This window comes from Bacillus sp. SW14 (genome assembly GCF_047608225.1).
GTDB lineage: Bacteria > Bacillota > Bacilli > Bacillales > Bacillaceae > Bacillus > Bacillus subtilis_G.
On the sequence record NZ_JBLKRW010000001.1, the window covers coordinates 3104827 to 3125005 of the forward strand.

The 20179-nt window shown below is 43.9% G+C and carries 13 protein-coding genes; 8 read left to right on the forward strand and 5 right to left on the reverse strand.

The window, feature by feature from the left end; genetic code table 11:
• Positions 1-11: 11 nt before the first annotated feature.
• Both addA and addB read right to left on the reverse strand, forming a co-directional pair.
• Positions 12-3716 (reverse strand): helicase-exonuclease AddAB subunit AddA, encoded by a 3705-nt coding sequence (gene addA, locus ACMX2I_RS16100; protein ID WP_414957466.1) that lies wholly within the window; start codon positions 3714-3716, stop codon positions 12-14.
• Positions 3703-7203, reverse strand: coding sequence for a helicase-exonuclease AddAB subunit AddB (gene addB / locus ACMX2I_RS16105; protein WP_414957467.1), 3501 nt, complete (start codon positions 7201-7203; stop codon positions 3703-3705). Before addB ends, addA begins: the two co-directional genes overlap by 14 nt.
• A gap of 184 nt (positions 7204-7387) precedes the next feature.
• On the opposite strand from addB, the gene ACMX2I_RS16110 reads away from it, so the two are divergent.
• On the forward strand, positions 7388-7852 hold the full coding sequence (locus ACMX2I_RS16110) for a ferritin family protein (protein ID WP_253268993.1): 465 nt from the start codon (positions 7388-7390) through the stop codon (positions 7850-7852).
• A gap of 189 nt (positions 7853-8041) precedes the next feature.
• On the opposite strand, the gene ACMX2I_RS16115 is transcribed toward ACMX2I_RS16110, so the two are convergent.
• The gene (locus ACMX2I_RS16115) at positions 8042-9769 is read right to left on the reverse strand and encodes an ABC transporter substrate-binding protein (RefSeq protein ID WP_414957468.1); all 1728 of its coding nucleotides are present in this window, start codon (positions 9767-9769) and stop codon (positions 8042-8044) included.
• Positions 9770-9882: 113 nt separating this feature from the next.
• On the opposite strand from ACMX2I_RS16115, the gene ACMX2I_RS16120 reads away from it, so the two are divergent.
• Both ACMX2I_RS16120 and ACMX2I_RS16125 read left to right on the forward strand, forming a co-directional pair.
• Entirely contained in the window at positions 9883-11085 is a 1203-nt protein-coding gene (locus ACMX2I_RS16120) for an MDR family MFS transporter (RefSeq protein WP_414957469.1), read from the forward strand.
• Positions 11086-11184: 99 nt separating this feature from the next.
• A complete protein-coding gene (locus ACMX2I_RS16125; RefSeq protein WP_414957470.1) occupies positions 11185-12339 on the forward strand; it encodes an AbrB family transcriptional regulator in 1155 nt (384 codons plus the stop codon).
• 576 nt (positions 12340-12915) lie between these two features.
• On the opposite strand, the gene ntdR is transcribed toward ACMX2I_RS16125, so the two are convergent.
• Complete coding sequence (ntdR, locus tag ACMX2I_RS16130; RefSeq protein ID WP_202328479.1) at positions 12916-13905, reverse strand: NTD biosynthesis operon transcriptional regulator NtdR; 990 nt, start codon at positions 13903-13905, stop codon at positions 12916-12918.
• Between the two features lie 104 nt (positions 13906-14009).
• Between ntdR and ACMX2I_RS16135 the strand changes: the two genes are divergently transcribed.
• The 5 genes from ACMX2I_RS16135 to ACMX2I_RS16155 all read left to right on the forward strand — a co-directional run bounded on the left by ACMX2I_RS16135 (position 14010) and on the right by ACMX2I_RS16155 (position 19356).
• The gene (locus tag ACMX2I_RS16135) at positions 14010-15335 is read left to right on the forward strand and encodes a DegT/DnrJ/EryC1/StrS family aminotransferase (RefSeq protein WP_414957471.1); all 1326 of its coding nucleotides are present in this window, start codon (positions 14010-14012) and stop codon (positions 15333-15335) included.
• Complete coding sequence (locus ACMX2I_RS16140) at positions 15307-16155, forward strand: HAD-IIB family hydrolase (protein ID WP_414957472.1); 849 nt, start codon at positions 15307-15309, stop codon at positions 16153-16155. Before ACMX2I_RS16135 ends, ACMX2I_RS16140 begins: the two co-directional genes overlap by 29 nt.
• Before the next feature lie 13 nt (positions 16156-16168).
• On the forward strand, positions 16169-17212 hold the full coding sequence (gene ntdC, locus ACMX2I_RS16145) for a glucose-6-phosphate 3-dehydrogenase NdtC (RefSeq protein WP_087991293.1): 1044 nt from the start codon (positions 16169-16171) through the stop codon (positions 17210-17212).
• A gap of 82 nt (positions 17213-17294) precedes the next feature.
• Positions 17295-18500 carry a glucose/mannose transporter GlcP gene (gene glcP / locus ACMX2I_RS16150; protein WP_414957473.1) on the forward strand — a complete coding sequence of 402 codons (1206 nt, stop codon included), beginning with the start codon at positions 17295-17297 and terminating at the stop codon, positions 18498-18500.
• A gap of 658 nt (positions 18501-19158) precedes the next feature.
• Positions 19159-19356, forward strand: coding sequence for a hypothetical protein (locus ACMX2I_RS16155; protein WP_087991290.1), 198 nt, complete (start codon positions 19159-19161; stop codon positions 19354-19356).
• 219 nt (positions 19357-19575) lie between these two features.
• Here ACMX2I_RS16155 and ACMX2I_RS16160 read toward each other — a convergent pair whose 3' ends face one another.
• Positions 19576-20103, reverse strand: coding sequence for a MarR family transcriptional regulator (locus ACMX2I_RS16160; protein WP_333516287.1), 528 nt, complete (start codon positions 20101-20103; stop codon positions 19576-19578).
• Between the last annotated feature and the right edge of the window lie 76 nt (positions 20104-20179).

Below are 20179 nucleotides of genomic sequence, written 5' to 3' on the forward strand. Positions count from 1 at the left end.
TACGGATCTCGCTATAATGTCAGTATGTGCCCTCCGTCAAAGAAATAAAGCGCACATCCTTTTACCTTTGTTTTCGCAATTTGCTCAACCGCCTTCGTGTACAGCTGAATTTGCGTTTCATATCGTTTCTTCAAGATCGGGGCCGCTCCTTCAAAGCCGTGCTGGAATTTGCCCTCAATCCGGTCTGATTTATAGTCCAAGAGATATAAGCCGTTTTCAGTTTCATAGAGACAGTCGATGATTCCCTGCACCAAAAGCGGCTCATCCGCCTCCTGTGCATCAGGATAGATTTCCTTGGCCGGAAGCGCTAAACTAAATGGCACTTCCCGGTCCTTCCATTTAGCGCCGATCAGCTGTCCGCCGATTTCCGTATGGAAAAATCGCACGATTTCTTCTATATCAATAGCGGCTTTTTGTTCTTCAGTGAGCAGCTCCTTTTCATGAAGCCTGTGAACCGTCTGCTCCGCTTCTTCTATCGTCGGCACATGTGTCAGCGGGATATGCTGCATCACCGTATGCATGGCTGTTCCTTTCTCCGCCGCTGTCAGGCCCTGTTTCATCATAAAAGCGGGGCGCCTATACAGAATGCTTCCGTCAGCCGGTTTAACGGGAGCCCTGCCGCTGTATTCATCCTCGTACTCTCTTTTTCTCTTGATCTCAGAAACCGACTGCTTTGTTCGAATTTGTGTGACCTCTTGATGTGGGTATGTCCAGCTCAGCTGCTCGCGGGCTTTTTTATCAAATGCAAACGAGCCGGGAACTGGTTCACCTTTGCGGATCGCTTCTAGGCGCTCGTTTTTTTCTTCCATTCTTTCTTCCAAATCATCATCAAGCAAATCATAGGAATGAATCATTCGAACGGCAAAACGAGCCGGGTGTCCTGATATATCAGCATGCGCTGCCGCACCGTTTTCAGCTGAATTCTCCAAATCTCTGTGTCTGGCAAGAGCCGGCCCGATGAAATCTAAATACGTTTTCGCCTGGTAGCGGTCAAATTCGGGCAGAAGCCAGTCAGGTTGGGACGCGGATGCCTGCCATTTTGCGAGCTGTTTCTGATGATCCTTGCACGAGCCAATCAGAAACAATTTTTCTTTCGCCCTCGTTAATGCGACATAGAGAACACGCAATTCCTCTGACAGCAGCTCTCTGCGCATTTTTTTCTTCATCGCGATGAGCGGAAGCGTCGGGTAGCTGATGCGCATTTGCGGATGGATAAACTTCGTGCCAAATCCAAGCTCCTTGTCCAGCAGGTACGATTTGTTCAAGTCCATCATGTTGAAGTTCCGGCCGAGACCCGCCGCAAACACGACTGGAAATTCGAGCCCTTTGCTGCTGTGGATCGTCATTAAACGGACAACATCCTCCTGCTCGCTGAGCGCTCGCGCCGTTCCAAGATCATCGCCCCGCTCCTGCATGCGTTCGATAAACCGCAGGAAACGGAACAAGCCGCGAAATGCCGTCGATTCATATTGGCGCGCCCGGTCATAGAGAACACGCAAATTAGCCTGCCGCTGTTTACCGCCCGGCATCCCGCCGACATAATCCATGTATTTCGTGTCGCGATACACTTCCCAAATCAGCTCAGATACGGAGTGGTTTTTCGAAAACGCGCGCCATTTTTGCAGATGTCCGTAGAATGTTTGCAGCTTTTGATAAAGCTCGTCGTTCCGGTCACCCGCCGCCAAATAGTCTTTCATCGCTTCATAGTACGGCGCTTTTGTATTTTCAAGCCGGATCAAAGACAGCTCGTTTTCATCCGCCCCGACAATCGGGGAACGCAGCACAGAGGCAAGCGGTATATCCTGATACGGGTTATCGATCACCTTCAGCACAGAAAGCGCGACGGCGACTTCGACCGCTTCAAAATAACCTGACGTTAAATTGGCGTAAACCGGTATGCCCTGTGCTCTCAGCTCCTCCATGATTTGCGGCGCCCACGGCATGGAACGGAGCAAAATCACGATATCGCGGTATTGAATATTACGGTGTGTTTTCGTTTTTCCGTCATATACCTTAAATGGCGATGAAATCAGCTTGCGAATTTCCTTGGCGATCGCTTTCGCTTCGAACTGCACGGTTTCCAGCTCTTCTGCTTCCTCACCTGCATCCGTCTCTTCTGTGTTGTCGATCAGCAGCAGCTCCGTTTTCGTCTCATCATTGTCCGGATACGCCGCACCAAGCTTCAGCTCAGCCTGCTCGTCATAATCAACCTCACCGATTTTGCCGCCCATCAGCTGTTTAAATAAAAAGTTTGTGCTGTCTAAAATATCAGTCCGGCTTCGGAAATTTTTATTCAAGTCAATTTTCCGTCCCGTACCTTCTCCGCTCTCTGTAAATCGTTTGTATTTGGAGAGGAAAAGAAGCGGCTCAGCAAGCCTGAATCGATAAATCGACTGTTTGACATCTCCTACCATAAACAGGTTGCCTGTCTCTTCCGGCCCGCTTGTGACGAGCTGCAGGATCGATTCCTGCACGAGGTTGGTATCCTGGTATTCGTCAACGAGCACCTCGTGAAACTGCTCCTGATAAAATCTTGCTGCCTCGCTCGGCTCGCGCTCACCTGTTTCATTCTCTGCTGTCAAAATGGATAAACAGTAATGCTCCAAATCAGAGAAATCAATGATTGATTTTTCCTGCTTCGCGGCTTCGAATCGTTTTCCGTAGCTGATGACAAGCTGTACAAGCGTTTCAATGACAGGCTTCATGTCGGCCAAGCTTTTCAAATGCTGTTCAGGACTTCTCGTGAAGTAATCGGTTTTAAGCTTTTCAAGCAGTTTTTTTGCGCTATTTCTCAAATCCGTCGCTTCTTCAAGGAGCGCAGGATCAAACTCGTCCCCTTTTACTGCTTTCGCGCGCTTAAAAGAGACTGCGGGCACCCGTTTATAAAGTTCAGTGAAATCACCCTGATGCTGAATCAGTTCATCAACCTGCGCAAGATCATCAAGAAAATTGTCAGCGCGCGGCGCGGGGCCGCCCGGCGCTTTCGTCAGCTCAAGCGCGCGCAGGAGTTTTTCCTTCACTCCGTTAAGAACCATGGCAATATCCTCTTTGACATATTGATAAAACGGAAGCTCTTCGATGGCGCTCTTTTCCGATACATCATACAAATGAACAAAGCTCTCCAGCCACGCCTCCGGGTTCGGGTGGGAACGGGAATACTCGTACACCTGTTTGACGAGAGATTGCAGATCCAGATCGTGCCGGTCTGTCGTGTAGCGGTCAACAAGCTCAAAAAACGCCTTCTCGCCCTTTGCGTATTCGTCTTCAAACAGCTCGTCCAGCACCTCGTCCCCAAGCAGCTCGCCTTCTGTCTGATCAGCCATCCGAAAGCCTGGATCAAGATCGATTAAGTAGTAATATTTCTTCAGCACTTGCAGGCAAAAGGAATGAAGCGTCGAAATGCTGGCCCGGTTTAAAAGAGACAGCTGGCGTCTGATATGCAGTGATCCGGGGCGTTTTACAAGCTCTTTTTCCAAGGCATCCGCGATCCGGTGTTTCATCTCTGCCGCTGAGGCGTTTGTAAATGTCACAACGAGAAGCCGGTCTACATCAATCGGGTTTTCTTCCGCGGTGATTTTCCGGATCATTCGTTCAACGAGCACAGCGGTTTTTCCGGAGCCCGCCGCCGCTGCCACGAGAATATCCTGGCCGGTTGAAACAATGGCATTCCATTGGTCATCTGTCCATGTGCTGTCTGCCGGTTTAGGAATGTTCATTGCCATCCGCCTCCTTTTTTATCCACTCAAGTATCGTCTTGTCCTTTTCAGCCTTTAATGGGCGATACTCGTTTTCTTCTAATGATTCATCAAATTGGCATACTGATTTGAACGAACAGTATGTGCACGGCGTCTTGTTCTTCATTTTATACGGCTCAATCGATACACGTCCGTCGGTGATTTGTTCGCCTGCTTCTTGGAAGGTGCGGCGCACATGCTTCGTCAACAGCTCAAATTCCTTTTCGCCGACTGCCGCTGAATCCGATCTGAGAGAGCCGTCTTTCTTCAAGCCGGCGTTAATGATATTTGACCGTCCCTCTTGAAGGGTCGTATCCATGAGGCGAACCGCTTCCTGATCGCCGAGGAGCAGGCCCTTCATTTTAAATTTCTTAAAGATCTCCTGTTCAATCTCGTCAAGCCCAAGCGGGAGATTAGATTGAATCATCGGGTCATGAATATGGAAATACAGCACTCCGGCCGGCGTCGCTCTCATTCCGAGCCAGTCGGCTGAATGTGTAATTGATAAGTCAAGGTACGTCAGCATTTGCAGCGCCAGTCCGTAATATACTTCCGCTAAGTCAAGGCCTTTGTCGCTTGATTTATAATCGACAATCCTGAGGAGCAGGCCTTTTGAGCTTTCCGCTTTATCGACACGGTCTATTCGCCCGACGAGCTCCATCGTACAGCCGTTTTTCAGTTTAAAGGTCAGCGGCGGAAGGGGCCCTTTTCCCCCAAAGCCCAGTTCAAGCCCGATCGGCACGAATCCGCTCGCTTTCGCATGCTCGCTTAAAATGCCTGACACACGGGTCACAATTTTTTGCAGCTTTTCCTTTACATAATAATGCCGGTTTGAGCTGAGCAAAATTTCCTTTTGCAGTTTCGGTGCCAGCCGTTCTACCGCATCAAAGGAAAACAGCTCGCACTGCTCCTTCGTTAAATCGCGCCAATCAAGCTTTTGCTCACGCAGCCGGTCTGAAATCAGCTTTAAGCTGGAATGAAACAGCTGGCCGATATCCGGTGCTTCGAGTTTGAAAAATTGCCGTTCCTTCAGATGAAGCCCGTGTGACGCAAAATGGGAGAATGGGCAAGCGTTAAAGCTTTCCATTCTCGATACACTCCCCTGAATGCGTTCGCCATAGAGCTGTCTCGACACGCCGCTCTCAAGCTGCTTCACTTCATTCCGGAAAAACAGGCTTGAGAACAGTTTTTTCGATTGCAGCCTGTCCGGCTCACTCATTAGCACATTGTACGTGCTCCACCAAACGTCGCTGATGTCGTATTCCCGAGTCCATAATCTGAGCTGGCTTGCGGTAAAGGACTGTGCCACGCTTTTATTGACGACATACTTAAGCTGTTCCTCATCGTTGACCTGCTCAGGTTCATTTGTCAACAGGCGCTCCTTATGCTGCGGAAACAGTTCTTCCAGCCGCTTAATGACAATCGACGGCAAAAGCGTTTTTCCTTCCGCATCAGCAATCGGATACGACACATAAAGCCGGTCAGACGGACTGGAAAACGCCATATAGATGAGGAAATGCTCATCAAGCAGACGCTCCCGCCCGCCTGAGGAAAGTTCAATTCCTATGGTTTTCAGCCATTCCCGGTCATCGTCCGACAGCACCCCGTTTTCATCAGGGCGCGCCGGCAGAACGCCGTCGTTTGTCCCCAGCACAAAGGTGCAAGCGGTGCCATACATTCTGGATAAATCCATATTGCCGACAAACACCTGGTCAAGCGCAGGCGGAATAAGAGAAAATGTGAGCGACTCCGCGCCGGCTTCCATCATTTGCTGAAACAAATCAAGAGAAATCTCATCATCCCCCATCATTTCAACAAACTCCTCAAGCAGCTGAATGACTGCATCCCACGCCTGCTGATGCTGCTGCGCTTCAATGATTCTGCCGTCTTCCTCAGCGCGCTGTCTTTCCTGATCAAGCTTCAGCGGCACATCTGTCTCTTCCAGATAGCGGTAGAGCGACTCCGCCTTCTCCCGAACCGTCTTTGCTTTTTTCATTCGTTTTTGAAGTTGAAAAAGCGGCGGAACAATCCAGTCGCGTGTGTCATTCAGCATGTTTTCCATTTCGATTTCCTGATCGGTCTGCGCAAAATCATCATCCAATGACACAAAACGTCTGTAGTGGAAACGGTCGCCCTTTGTCCAGCGGTCGCCTTTAATACCGTAGGCGATACAGTAATTTTCAAGCTGATCGACCTGTTCTCTCACCTTCGCCTTCGGTTCGTTAAGCGGGAATAGCAGTTCGGTTTTCACGCAGCGAAACACCGCTTCATAACGCCAATTCCCTTTCAGAACATCAATGCTCGACCGGATAAATTCGATTAACGGATGGTTCAGCATAGATGCTTTTCCGTCAATGAAATAAGGAATCTCGTAATCCGCGAAAACTTCCTTCACCATATCCTTATAGTCTTCCGTCTGGCGCGCAAGAATCGCTACATCTTTATAGCGATAGCCCTTCTCTCTGACAAGCGCGTGAATTTCCCGGGCAATGCCTTCCAGCTCAGCTCGTCTGTTTGCGGCCTGCATCACAGTTAAGGCCTCTTGTTTTTCTGCGTACGGGACAGCCGGACGCGCTTCATACTGCGCCTCTAGATGCGCCAGTTCCGGCGTCTGCGTATGCCGCTCAGTTCCGTTTAGCTCTTTATAGGTGATGTCCAGATTCAGTTCCTTCGCCTTCTGATGAAGGCGGTAATAGGTTTTTCCCGTCATTCTGAACAATTCCAGTTCATGCGGCTCCCGCTCATATGACGGCTTGTCCGCTGTCAGCGAAAACGTGATATGCTCTGCATGAACCATAAGCTGCTCCAACACCCTGAATTCCTGCGGTGTAAACTGATAAAAGCCGTCCACATAGATATGCGCGCCTTTTATATCTTCCGCAAGCGGGATATGCTCTGACAGCAATGTCAAATAATCCTCAGAGTGAAGATATTGGTCTGAAAGGCTTTTTTCCATCTGCTGATACAGAATCGATAAGTCATGAAGCTTTTCAGATAAAACACGTTCCCCGCGATACTCGGAAGCCGTTCCGCTTTCCGCCATCCGGCGGATATCTTCCGGTTCCAGACAGTAACGCTTAAACTCTGTCAGCATGCGCTCTACCTGTGCGGTAAACCCGCTTTTGTCACTCGCTTTTTGATAGACTTTAAACTCCTGTTTATGCTCCTCAATGAGCTTCCGCAGGAGCATCTGTACGCCTGTGCTCGTAAGAAACGGCCTGCTCATTCCTCCCGTATGCTGGAGAACGCGCCAGGCCAATCGTGAAAAACTGAACACTTGAGCACGTATCATTCCGCCCATATCAGGCGTTTTAGCAAGCTCGTATTCCATTAAAAACGTCATTTGATCCGGGACTAGAAAAATGATCGGTTTCCCGAATGGAGCCCGGCGCAGTTCATCCTGAATGCTGTCGATGATCAGCTTCGTTTTTCCACTCCCGGACCTGCCTACTAAAAACTCTGCTCCCAAAATAGAAGACCCCTCTCTTTTTATCTCTCTATATTTTATCGAATGTTGACGAAAATGACCAATCTGATTTATTGGTAAAAACGGCCTTTTCGCATATAAAAAGCTGAATTTCTCCGCACATGTCTCCCCGCCCTGCATATATTTTTTACAGAAGCCCAATTCCTAAGAATGGAGTTGAACCCCCTTGCACTACAGCTACTATCCCTATCCGGCGCCGTGCCGGGAAGACCCTGTTTTGATTCGGAATCTGGAAAAGGCCATTAACGGCGAATTCAGCGCAGTTCAATGCTGCCGCAAGCTTGCCGAACTTGCCCGCCGCGACGAAATCAGAAAGCAGATAGAAGACATCAGGCGTGCCGAAATGCGCCACCTCCGTGAATTTTCCACATTGTATGAAGCCATTACCGGCCAACACATTATGCCGAAACAAACGGGGGAATGCCCGGACAATTTCACGAGAGGGCTGAACGCCGCTTTTAAAGATGAACAAGAAACAGTCCGCTTTTACTTGCGTGCGGCCGAGGAAACCTCAAACGTAAAAGCGAAAAGCCTCTTTACGCGCGCCGCACGGGATGAACAACATCACGCTGTCTGGTTTCTATACTATCTGACGGAACGTTACATATACCCCGCCTGTTTTTTCAAATAAAGCCAGAAAACATAAAACGATACGCAGAGGGGATCGGCCACGGAGAAAAATTCTGAAGCTTGTACCCGAGGCTCTTCAAGCATGATGCGCGCGGCAAAGAATATGAAAAGCATGGGTCACGATCATCGCCAAGACCGCAGCATGGCAGCGTCATAATAGACAGTGAGGGTTCAAGAAAGAACCCTCTTTTCATTTAGACAACCACACGGAGTACAAATCAATCCATCCCTCTTCATCAAGCATCAGGCCTTTCACACTCTCGCTTGATGTCACCCGCAGCACATTTTGATACAGCGGAATCACATTGAATTCCTGTATAAGCTGGCGGTCAATGTCCTGCAGCATATTGATTCTCAAACAGCGGTCAGGCATCGAAAAAAAGCGTTCTGTCATTTCTGAGCATATCTGTTTCATCTTTTCAGATAGATGCTGGCACAAAAAACTGTTCTCAGACAGCAGCAAATGCAGAAAACCAAACTCACTGTCTTGATAAAACGTCGCACTGTCATGGATGATATCCGCCATCTGCACGATTTCGGGCCGGCGCAGATCAGCAGAATCACAGAATTGAAGTGTAAGCCTGATGCCATGTTGGGCGCAAACATTTTGAATCCACTCGGCGTCCTCGCGATGATCCGTTTCCGAAAAGGTATACAGCACCAGTGTTTCTCCTTTGTAGCCGCTCTGCTTCAGCAACTCAGAAGGTGAAACGCCTCCCCAATCCAAAGGACTCGAATGTAAAAAAGACGTAACCGGGGTTTTGCGGTGCCCTCCCGCTTCACGAACGAGCCGTTCAGAGGAAATCAGCAGGCGGAGCGCTTTTCTAAAGCTTCGATGCCAAAGAGGCCCCTTCTTTTTCAGATTGAGCGACAAATACTGAACATGCCGCTCGTCAAAAACCGTTTGCTTCTCAGGACATGTTTGTTTTTCTTGAATGGTAAAACCGTTCATCTCTCCGGCCTGTTCAGAAAACACAAACTCAACGCGATCCAAAAAAGGCCGTCCCTTAAAGTAGCGCTCATTGGCTTCAAGCACAAGCATCCGGCCGTGCTGCTGCATCACCCGAAAAGGCCCTGTTCCATTGATTCCGCCGCCCTGTTCTGCCGGCAGAATGGACAGCCGTTCATCACAAAGAACATACGGCAAAAGCTCATTCGGCTTATCAAGTATAAGCTCCACGCAATAAGAGCCGTTTTCTAAGACTTGTTTCACTCCGTATAACAGCCATTTATATGGGTTGTCAGCCTGTGCCAAAAAGCGCCGAAGCGTAAACGCAACATCCCGCGCCGTCAGCGGCTGTCCGTTATGAAAAGACACACCCTTTCGAAGAAAAAATCTCCACCGTTTTTTCCCGTCCTCTTCCCATCCATGAACCAAATGAGGCTTCGGCTCCTGCACATCCGGATCAAACGTGAGCAGTGTATCAAATATTTGTTTGACGAAATGCCCCTCAGACCGCAAAAAGATGCGGCACGGGTCCAGACTGCTGACAGCTTCAGGGGTGATGAACAGCCGAAGCACATCCTTCGCTCCATCCCCGCCAGTCTCTGTCACAAAGCCGAACACCTCAGAAAACCACATATCATATTCGTTTTGAAGCCCCGGAAACGCGGACTGATACTGTTGAATCAGTTCCTTTGCCTTCTTTAGCTTTCCAGCCATTGTATATTCCTTGGCGGTTTGAAAAAGCAGTTCCTCAGGCTGGCGAAGAAACGCGATTTTGGATTTGCGGCCGCGTCCCGCCCCGCTTTCCCGGACAATCCAATTCTTATTCTCCAGCTTGTGTAAAATGAGCTTTGCATTTCTTTCTGTACAAAATAAACAGTCAGCAATCTCAGTGAGCGTCATTTCATTCATTTGTCCATACGCAGCGTGTCCTGTTTTTACAAGTGCCACATAGTGCTCAATCAGCTTCAATCCCCGCACCTCCCAATAAAAGGGGAATCTTTTTCTCTTCTTTTCTTCACTTTTTGGGCCGCCGTCCCTTCTATACACTACTACTATATCAAAACGCGAAAGGCGGCGATCACATGTTATCCAGCTTTCAATCTATCAAATCGAGATACACCGCTCCCGTTTGGCTCCGCTTTTTCGGCGAGATGCTGACAAGCCTGACAGGTGCAATGATGGGCCCTTTTATGGTGCTGTATTTGCATGAACAATTAAACGGGAGTGTCATGATTCCCATGTTGATCATCAGCCTTCAGCCATTTGCCGATATTTGCCTGACGCTCGTTGCAGGACGGGTGACGGACCGGCTTGGGCGTCGCACCGCGATTCTGATCGCATTGCTTCTGCAATCAGCCGCCATGACGGGTTTTGTGTTTGCTGAGCATGCGTATGTTTTCGCCATTCTCTATGTCATGAATGGTATGGGGAGATCATTGTACATTCCCGCCTCCCGCGCCCAAATTGCCGAAAGCACGCCGGAAAGCAGACGTTCAGAAGTGTTTGCGGTCATCAATGTGATCTATTCAGCTGGCCTGACGGCAGGGCCTGTGCTGGGAGTGCTGCTGTACAAGCATGACCCCGTGTGGATATTCGCTTTAGATGCCGCGGCATTGTTCCTTTACTTTCTGATCGCAGCACTGAAACTGCCGGAAACAAAGCCGATGATAACAACTGGTGCATCGGCGTTTTCCCTGAGCTTTACGATATATAGGCCTGTACTGCTTCTTTTGCTGCTTTCTCTCCCCATCAGCATGTTATATGCGCAAACAGAAACAACTTACAGGCTGTTTAGCAAAAACATGTTTTCCGACTATCTATCCATGCTGACCATTTATTCGGCGGCCAAAGCTTTATTCAGCTTTGTTCTCCAGATTCCCCTTGTCAAAGGAACCGAAAAGCTTTCAATGAAAACGATCCTTTTGATTACTTATATTTGTTATTCCCTTGCAGCTGTCGGCTTCGCATGCTCAACCTCTGTGACAATGCTTTTGGTAACGGCAGCGGTGATGACGGTTGGCGAAAGCATCGGATTAACCCACATCCAGACCTTTATTTCGAAATTGGCACCGCCTCATTTACTCGGCCGGTTTTATGCGGTATACGGTCTGCATTGGGATATCTCCCGCTCAATCGGCCCCCTTGCAGGAGGGCTGATCCTAACTTCGTTTGGCGGAGAAGTGATTTTTTACACTCTGGCCGTGTGTTTGCTGGCAACGGGTCTATGCCTGACTTACACAATAGAGAGGCTCGAGCAGAAGGTCATAAGAAAAGTGAATGGATAATAGAAAATAATTCATCATTTCTTTATCAACGAAAATATACTATAGTAATCATACATTCACTACGTGAACAATTGGAGTGCAAGGAAGAAGGGTTTTACATTGAAGAAAGACGAACATCTCCTCAAAGATCTATGGTTTATCGCAATCAGTGCAGCCGGGGGATTTATTCTTTCATTAACCGGAATATCGATTGGATGGATGATCGGAACGCTGCTTGTCGCCTGCTGCCTTGCCATGATACGGCCGGCATGGCTGATGATGGCCCCGGACCAAAAAGGAATTAACCGCCGCTGGCTGGCCCTCGGACAGTTGATTCTCGGCATCGAATTGGGCCAAAAGCTGAATTTATCCGTTCTTTCTGTTCTCAAAGACCATTGGTTTTCAGTCGGCGTTATGCTGGTATTATCTATACTTATGGCCATGCTGTCAGGATATGTGCTTTGGCGTTTCAGCAAAACGGATATGATGACCAGCTTTGTCGGTACGGCTCCCGGCGGGCTGTCCGCCATGCCCAGCATCGCACAGGAGGTCGGCGCCAATACCGCCATTGTCAGCCTCGTTCAAATGATGCGGGTGCTGCTCGTGGTGCTTTCCATTCCGTTTTTAGTCATCCTGATCTATACAAAACAAGATCGTTCCGCAAGTGCCGCAGCAGAAACGCTTTCCTCAGCAACGACGGATTTTAGGCTCGCTCCCGTTTTGTGGACCGCCGTTCTGATTCTCGCTGCCTGGGGCGCTTGCAAAGCCGCGAAATGTTTAAAATTTCCGGCACCATGGCTGCTCGGCAGCATGCTCGGTGCAGCTCTTATACATGTTGGCGGTGCTGCGGTGACAGGGCAAGACATGACGGCATGGTGGCCGTCACAAGCTAACCATGTGTCGCAAGTATTTCTCGGGGCAACGATTGGCTCTAAGATGTATAAAAGCATGTTTACCGGCGTCACCCGCATTATCATCGTCGGATTTGTCTCATCCGTCGGTTTAATCGCGGCTATGTTTTTAAGCGCCGTGATCGTTTCCAAGCTGACAGGAATCTCACTCATCACTTCTGTTCTGGCATTTGCGCCTGGCGGCATTGCAGAAATGGCGACGACGTCTGTTACCTTGCATGCCGATTCCACCTTTGTCGTTGCGGTTCAGGTCATACGCGTCATCCTTGTCATTGCCCTCTTGCCGCCGTTTTATCGCCTGCTTCACCATCTTCACGGTGAGAAAAAAGGCACAGAGCGTTCGATAAGCGGCAGCAATCCCTAGTTGAAAAAAACAAGTAGCATATTTATACAGAAAAGGGAATTGTTCACTCTATTCTGTAGAGTATGGAAGACTTCGGGCAGGTAAGTGTAAATAGCTTCAATCAAGATATTTCGTTGTTAATCGAGACAGCTCGAACAACAAAAGATGATTCGAAAGATGAGAATGCGTTTGAAATTGCTGACACAAATGAATTACAAGTAATAGCGGATACAGCATAGAGAGCCATGAGTAATGAAAAATTTTAAAGACTCCTGATGGATCTGTTGAAATGGAGTTTATGAAGGAAGTCTCTCTAGATTACCACTCTTGCTTAATAGCATAGGGTGGTTTTTTTATTGTATATGTCTGCTCATCCGCATTGCTGAACAAAAATTTGTTTGATCAGAACATGCATCAGATTTGAAGGAATGCTGCCAGAGGGCGAAATGAAAGGCGAAGAAATCATTGACGACTTTGGTATAGAAGCATTTATGAGAATTTCAAAAAACAGGCTTCCTGATTGAAAAAGAGGTTAAATATGAATAACCTCTTTTTCTATATAAAGATATAAAATGATACGGAAGTGAAAACCTAGAGTTAAGTTGATTCTCTTATAATAAGATTTGTTGGCAGTTTAATAATTTTTCTGTTTAAAGAAGTGTTACCCGAAATATACTCGATTATTTTCAACACAGCCTGTTGACCCAATTCTATTATGGGAATATCAATTGTTGTTATGGTCGGAGTAACGACTTGGCAAATCAATTGGTTGTCAAACCCAATTACAGCTAAATCTTCTGGAACATGAAAGCCATTTTTTATCGCCTGTTTAATAATCCCTGCAGCGACTTGATCATTTCCTGTAAATATTGCTGAGGGTCTGTCCTTTAAATCCTTTATCTTATTAAAAACACGAAAGCCATCCTCGATATTAAACAATTCCCCGAATATCCATTCGTTTCTATGATGTAAATTGTAATCTTGTAAAGCTTTCAAGTAACCCTCTTTCCTCTGACATTGAGCTTCGCTATTTGGAGTATCAAAACAAAATCCAATTTTTTTATGTCCTCTTTCAATTAAATGTTCAACCCCCATGTATGCGGCTTCAAATTCATCATACCCAATGATCGTGATGTCCGCTGAGTGATGATATTCATTACATAATAAGATAGGACCATACTTTAAGAAAGGGGATATCTTATCCCATTCATTTTCTAAAGTTCCAAGAATAATACCATCAACTTCTTTGTGTTTCAATAACTCTAATAGTTCTATCTCTGTCTGTTGGTCATAAAAGGTTTGAAATACAATGACCTTGTAATTCTTAAACAGCGCTTCATGAGAGACCCCTTTTATTAATTGAGCAAAAAATGGATGGTCGATACTCGGAACCGATAAAGCTATCGTTTGTGTCTTATTTCTCCTAAAATTCCGAGCTAAATAATTGGGCGTGTAGTCAAGTTCGTTAATAGCGTTTAAGATCATATCTCTTTTTTCTTTCGACACATAAGGGTGATTATTCAATACTCTTGATACTGTGGTTTTAGACACGTTGCATAATTTTGCTATCTCATCAATTGTAGGCATATTTTCCCTTCCTTAAAAAAGTTATTGACATGTTATCGGTTTCAGAAATTAGGATAAATTTGTAACAAATTTTTAAGATTAAAAAATCATTGGAGGTACTGTTCATGCAAAAACAGGTTAAAGTTTTAGGTAAAAGTAAAGAAAACATGTTACTACTAAAACACTTAAAAGGTGACGTACAAAGAAAAGAACTTGTTATTGAAGACAGTATTGTAAACGAGCGGTGGAGACAAGTATTAAAAGAAAATACAGATATTGAAAATGACCTTTTCAACTACCAAAAAAATCGCGAAATAAGTAAAGTCCCTTTTATGCCTGTCGATAGATTAATAACCAATGATGAAGTGGATGATATCTTAAATGCTTTAACTAAAGTTTTGCCAACTGGAAAATTTACGAGCGGTTCCTATTTAGATCAATTCGAAAATGTTTTATCTACATATTTACATAAAAGGTATGTAATTGCAACCAGCAGTGGAACGGATGCTATTATGATAGGATTACTGGCTTTAGGGTTAAACCGAGGGGATGAAGTAATCATGCCGGCTAATAGCTTTTCAGCTACTGAAAATGCTGTGTTAGCTGTGGGAGGCGTTCCTATCTATGTCGATATTAACCCACAAACATTCTGCATCGATCCTGACAAAATTGAGGAAGCAATAACTCCTTATACAAAGTTTATTCTACCTGTGCATTTATACGGAAAACATTCAGAAATGAAGCATATCCGTCAAATAGCAAATCGTTATCAATTAAAAGTCATTGAGGATGCTTGCCAAGGAATTGGACTGACAGACTTAGGAAAGTATGCAGACATCACTACATTAAGCTTTAATCCATATAAGAATTTTGGTGTATGTGGTAAGGCTGGGGCAATAGCAACTGATGATGAAGAACTCGCTAAAAAATGCATTCAATTTAGTTATCATGGTTTTGAAGTAAATGTGAAAAATAAGAAAGTCATCAATTTTGGATTTAATTCAAAAATGGACAATATACAGGCAGCAATAGGTTTAGAGAGATTGAAGTATCTTTCATTAAACAACTTCAAAAGATTATTCTTGGCGGATAGATACATTACGCAACTAGCAGAATTACAGAATAAAGGCCTTATTGAATTACCAGAATTAAGTGAAGATCATGTGTGGCATCTGTTTCCTATTAAGGTAAGAACAGAAGATAGAACAGATATCATGACTAAGTTAAATGAAGAGTTTGGTGTTCAAACAGATGTATATTATCCAGTACTGTCTCATATGCAAAAAACTCCTTTAGTACAGGAAAAGTATGCAAAACTCCAATTGATTCATACGGAAAAGGCTCATAGTCAGGTGCTGCATTTGCCTTTTTATCCGTCATTTACTTTAGAAGAGCAAGACAGAGTAATGGAGGGACTGTTTCATGTTATTAAGCAAGATGTCGGAGTATAAAACGTTATCCAAGGTTGAACATCCTAAGTATATTGTTTTTTGTGATTTTGATGAAACGTATTTTCCGCATACAATCGATGAACAGAAACAACAAGATATATATGAACTCGAAGACTATCTAGAACAAAAAAGTAAAGCTGGGGAACTACTAATCGGATGGGTTACTGGGAGTAGTATAGAATCTATTCTCGATAAAATGGGACGAGGAAAATTTAGATATTTCCCGCATTTTATAGCTAGTGATCTTGGAACTGAAATTACGTACTTTTCAGAGCATAACTTCGGACAGCAAGATAAGGAGTGGAACAGTCGTATAAATGAAGAGTTCAGTAAAGAAAAGATTGAAATGCTTGTAAAACAGTTACATGAAAATGAAAACATTCTTTTAAATCCTCAAACTCAATTAGGAAAGTCACGGTATAAGCATAATTTTTATTATCAGGAACAAGATGAAATAAACGACAAGAAAAACCTATTCGCAATTGAAAAAACCTGCGAGGGATACGGAGTTTCAGTTAATATAAATCGCTGTAATCCCTTAGCAGGTGATCCAGAAGACAGCTATGATGTAGATTTTATACCCATGGGTACAGGGAAGAATGAAATTGTGAAGTTTATGTTAGAGAAATACAACCTAAATACCGAAAAAGCGATCGCATTTGGAGATAGCGGAAATGATGTTCGTATGTTACAGGCAGTCGGGAATGGATATCTGTTAAAAAATGCAACACAAGAAGCCAAAAACCTGCACCAACTTATATCTGATCGTGAGTACTCAAAAGGGATTACGACTACCTTAAAAAAAATCATTGGATCATGAGGAGGAATTAGATATGAAGAAGATTGGTATCATAGGTGCAGGTGGTATTGCAAGAGCTCATGCAACTGCTTTATCTACAATAAAAAATGCAGAGTTAGTAGGGGTGTATGACATCAATCAACAAAATGCGGAAAGCTTTGTTAAAACTTTCGGCGGGAAAGCATATGAAAATGCAGATGAATTAATTGATGTCTCAGAAGGTTTAATTGTAGCATCTCCAAACTTTTGCCATAAAGAACATGCTTTACAAGCATTAGCAAAACATAAGCATGTATTGTGTGAAAAGCCTATGGCCATTTCTCTTGAGGAAGCAAGCATAATGAAAGATACTGCTGAAAGGTTAGACGTAAGAGCTAGTATGGGATTTAATTATAGATATCTGTCTTATGTAAATATCTTAAAAAGCTTAATTATCAATCATGAACTAGGTAACATACTGTCCATAAAAGTACACTTCAAGAAAAACAGTGCAATTAGACGTAAGAAGTTTACTTGGAGAGATGACGCTAATAGTAAGAAGACTAGTGGATCATTGGGGGATCTGGGTATTCACCTTATCGACATGGTATGGTATTTGTTTGAGAGTGACTTCATCCCAGAATCAGTAAGGGCAAAGATGAACACAAATGTAAAAACAAAAGAGGATAAACAGGTACTTGTAGATGACTATGCAGAAATTTATGGTCAGCTGAAGAACAAGGTATTTGTAAATATCATCACATCAAAATGTTCTGTACCTGAAGACTGTGGTTTTAGCATTGAGGTAGTTGGACACAAAAAAGAGTTTAAATACCACACAGGTAATCCTCACGTTTACAAGCTCATAGATGGCTTGAACGTGGCAGACTGCCCGGTACCCCAAAGTCTATTAAACGATCCGCCAAACGAATTTTATGGTTGGGCTGATTCTTTTAGAAACGAGTTAATCAATTGGATTGCATCAACTCAGAAAGATTGGATTGAGATCCCTTCTTTTAACGATGGTTTTAGATCGCAGGAAGTATTAGAAATGTTCTTTGAGAAAGATAGCAACCCTCAAACAATGTCTGTTCTTTAGCAGTCAATTCGTATTTCGAAGAGGTAAGTTACTAAAGAAGCAGGAATTTATTTTCCTGCTTTTTAATATAGGGGTGTAATGAATGTTAAGAGGGACATATTTATTTGGATATGCTTTCTTTTTTACAGTAGGTATTATCCATATATCAACAGGGAGTTTGACACCATTTCTATTAGAATCTTTTAACAAGACAACAGATGATATTTCGGTTATCATTTTCTTTCAGTTTACCGGATTCCTAAGCGGCGTATTAATCGCACCGTTAATGATTAAGAAATACAGTCACTTTAGGACACTTACGTTAGCTTTGACAATAATGCTTGTAGCGTTAAGTATCTTTTTTCTAACGAAGGATTGGTATTATATTGTTGTAATGGCTTTTCTCTTAGGATATGGGGCAGGTACATTAGAAACGACAGTTGGTTCCTTTGTTATTGCTAATTTCGAAAGTAATGCAGAAAAAATGAGTAAGTTGGAAGTTCTCTTTGGAATAGGCGCTTTATCTTTTCCATTATTAATTAATGCCTTCATCGATATTAATAACTGGTATTTACCGTATTACTGTATATTCACCTTTTTGTTCGTCCTATTAGCAGGGTGGTTCATTTTCTTATCCAAGAACCGAAAGTACGCTAAGAATGCTAATCAGCAAGTGGCCTTGCCAAATGTAGGAGCATTTCAATACTTTATAGGAGATAGAAAAAAATCAAAGCAATTAGGCTTTTTTGTATTTTTCGCTTTCCTATATGCTGGAATTGAAACAAATTTCGCCAACTTTTTACCTTCAATCATGATAAACCAAGACAATAAACAAATTAGTCTCATAAGTGTCTCCTTTTTCTGGGTAGGGATCATCATAGGAAGAATACTGATCGGTTTAGTAAGTAGGAGGCTTGATTTTTCTAAGTACCTCCTCTTTAGTTGTAGTTGTTTAATTGTTCTGTTGATTGCCTTCTCTTATATAAGTAACCCAATACTTCAATTGGGTGGTACATTTTTGATTGGTTTAAGTATAGCGGGCATATTTCCCATTGCTTTAACACTAGCATCAATCATTATTCAGAAGTACGTTGACGAAGTTACAAGTTTATTTATTGCTTCGGCAAGTTTCGGAGGAGCGATAATCTCTTTCTTAATTGGATGGAGTTTAAATCAGGATACGATCTTATTAACCATGGGAATATTTACAACTATGGCGGTGATTCTAGTAGGGATTTCTGTAAAGATTAGGAGAACTAAAACAGAAGACCCTATTTCACTTGAAAGCAAAGCTTCAAAAACACAGTAAAAACGTGTGAATGAAAGATACTCATAGACATATCGTAAGTAAGAAGAGGCCTTCATGTCCTCTAGTTCCTTCCTTGTTTATATGGAGAAAACAGTGTTTTAGCACGAGAGATAGAAGTGATTGTAATTTTGATTCTTGACCTGTCCGAGATATACACAGGTGTCGTAGCAAAGGTATTTACAGAATTGTTTTATGATGCATCCATAAATTAACCTGTTGCTGCCATCAACAATAGCTGCTGAATTGGAAACGCTCATTAGCGCATGGTTAAAGAAGATTAAAAATTTAACTATCAAATGTGGAGATTTCAAGAAAAGTGTCAAACTAGACATTCAGTATAAGGACAAACCTATACTTTAGGATATGCTGAAAATGTCATCGAAGATGTATACAAAGCCAAGTTGAATATTATATATTTTTGTATCACAATAGGAATTTAGAAGCACTGGATGCAAAAATGCCCATTCTTAAAGAAAAGAAATTGTGGTCAGACGTGGCAGAGTTATCAGAAAACGCAACTGTGTACTTTAAAAAGAAAAATAATTCTAACATTTCCTCGACATATTTTAAGGATGCATCAAAAGCCAAAGATCAAATTTTGAGATTAACCGAAGATGCATGTAAACTAAAGGAGAAACCTTAAAGTTAATGAGGCGTTATGATGAAAAAGATTTTTAAAGGGGTTTTGCTGCGCGACAATCCCGAGAAGGCCATGCACTTATATTACGGATTATGTTTAGGTATCTGGCTGATTTACAATTTAGTGACATCCGGTTCCCCCGGACTGCCGCTTATCATTTTAGCCGGAGGAAATTTGATTTACGTTACAATCTTGAAAAAGAAAGAGGAAACGTAAAAAAACACACCCGGTGCGTGTTGATTGTTGACAACATCCTAAAAGGATGAATCGTTTTAGGATGTTGCCATCTTTTCAACGTGATTGAAAACCCTTGCCGCTTAAGAAAGTGAGTATGGAAGCAAAGAAAATGTTCTCATTCGTATGCACCAACGCGCAGACCAGACAACAAACCAGAGTTTGCCGTCACGCTGAACCACGCATCCTGTGCATGGTTTTTTATTCAAAAACGCTGTGGATCCCTTCTTCAATCTCTTCTGAGGATGGATACCACTTTGTCACCAAATCCCGTAACAGCCGTTCCGCAAAAAGAATTTCTTCCTCAGTGTACCGGTCAAAAAATGACAGAAAACGCTGTTCGACCTTCTGATGATAATATTTATGCAACCCATGCAGTTTTTTTCCAGCCGGCGTCAAACGGAAGTAGACCTCCTTCTTATTATCGCTAAGCTGTGTTCTGTGAAGGAAGCCGGCGCCAAGCAATTTTGTGCTGATGCGTGACACCGTCGCTTTTGTTGTATTCATTTTTTCTGCAATAGACGTGACATTAATCGGCTCATTGTCTCCGACACAGGATAGAACATGAATTTCTGTCATCGTCAATTGTGATTTACTCCCGTGCTCATCATCCAGCTTCTTCAACTCGTCAGCCAAAAAGGCTTTCATGAGTCCCTCCCATTTCTCCTGTTGATGAATGAGCTCCGCATATAATTCAAAAAGATTGTGTTTCGTATGATCTGTGTTCATCGGGTTTTCCATCCTTTTTCATTCGATTGTTTCTTCTATCATACCTTTTTGTTACAGATGAAACAATCGAATTGCG

What these genes read in the sequence shown, in the direction of transcription:
- ntdC (WP_087991293.1), top strand. Translation starts at nt 16,169, where the DNA reads ATGAAGAAGATTGGTATCATAGGTGCAGGTGGTATTGCAAGAGCTCAT.
- ACMX2I_RS16155 (WP_087991290.1), top strand. Translation starts at nt 19,159, where the DNA reads ATGATGAAAAAGATTTTTAAAGGGGTTTTGCTGCGCGACAATCCCGAG.
- ntdR (WP_202328479.1), bottom strand. Translation starts at nt 13,905, where the DNA reads ATGCCTACAATTGATGAGATAGCAAAATTATGCAACGTGTCTAAAACC.
- ACMX2I_RS16140 (WP_414957472.1), top strand. Translation starts at nt 15,307, where the DNA reads ATGTTATTAAGCAAGATGTCGGAGTATAAAACGTTATCCAAGGTTGAA.
- addA (WP_414957466.1), bottom strand. Translation starts at nt 3,716, where the DNA reads ATGAACATTCCTAAACCGGCAGACAGCACATGGACAGATGACCAATGG.
- ACMX2I_RS16160 (WP_333516287.1), bottom strand. Translation starts at nt 20,103, where the DNA reads ATGAACACAGATCATACGAAACACAATCTTTTTGAATTATATGCGGAG.
- glcP (WP_414957473.1), top strand. Translation starts at nt 17,295, where the DNA reads ATGTTAAGAGGGACATATTTATTTGGATATGCTTTCTTTTTTACAGTA.
- ACMX2I_RS16135 (WP_414957471.1), top strand. Translation starts at nt 14,010, where the DNA reads ATGCAAAAACAGGTTAAAGTTTTAGGTAAAAGTAAAGAAAACATGTTA.
- ACMX2I_RS16120 (WP_414957469.1), top strand. Translation starts at nt 9,883, where the DNA reads ATGTTATCCAGCTTTCAATCTATCAAATCGAGATACACCGCTCCCGTT.